1 protein-coding gene is annotated in these 428 nt (G+C 67.5%); it reads right to left on the bottom strand.

What is annotated here, in order from left to right; translation table 11 throughout:
• On the bottom strand, positions 1-428 hold a 428-nt coding region (locus G3I71_RS48175; RefSeq protein ID WP_164325295.1), incomplete at both ends, for a glycogen/starch/alpha-glucan phosphorylase.

The following is a 428-nucleotide window of genomic DNA, read 5'->3' as shown; positions in this document are numbered from 1 at the left end:
TGCGCACGGACCGCTCGGGGTGCTCGGCGATGATCGACATGCGGCGCAGGCGCAGCTCGTCACCGGGGAACCGCTGCGCGACCTCCGCGAGGAAGTCGTCGTTGATGCGGTAGATGATCTCCAGGTGCCGCGGCAGCAGCCGGCCCAGCAGCTCGACCGGCCACACCTCGAGCGCCTCGGGCAGCAGCGTGTGGCACGTGTACGCGAAGCACTTCTGCGTCACCGCCCACGCCTCGTCCCAGTCCCACTTCTTCTCGTCGACCAGGATGCGCATGAGCTCCGGGACGGCGATCACGGGGTGCGTGTCGTTCAGCTGGAAGATGATGCGCTCGGGCAGGTCGTGCAGGTCGAAGTCCTCGGGCAGCACGTTCTCGACGAAGTCGCGGATCGAGCACGCGACGAGGAAGTACTGCTGCTGCAGGCGCAGC

The sequence above is a fragment of the Streptomyces sp. SID12501 genome, assembly GCF_010550245.1.
Taxonomy (GTDB): Bacteria; Actinomycetota; Actinomycetes; order Streptomycetales; family Streptomycetaceae; genus Streptomyces.
The sequence above is the reverse complement of the archived record's forward strand: the minus strand, read 5'-3'. Positions and strand labels throughout refer to the sequence as shown.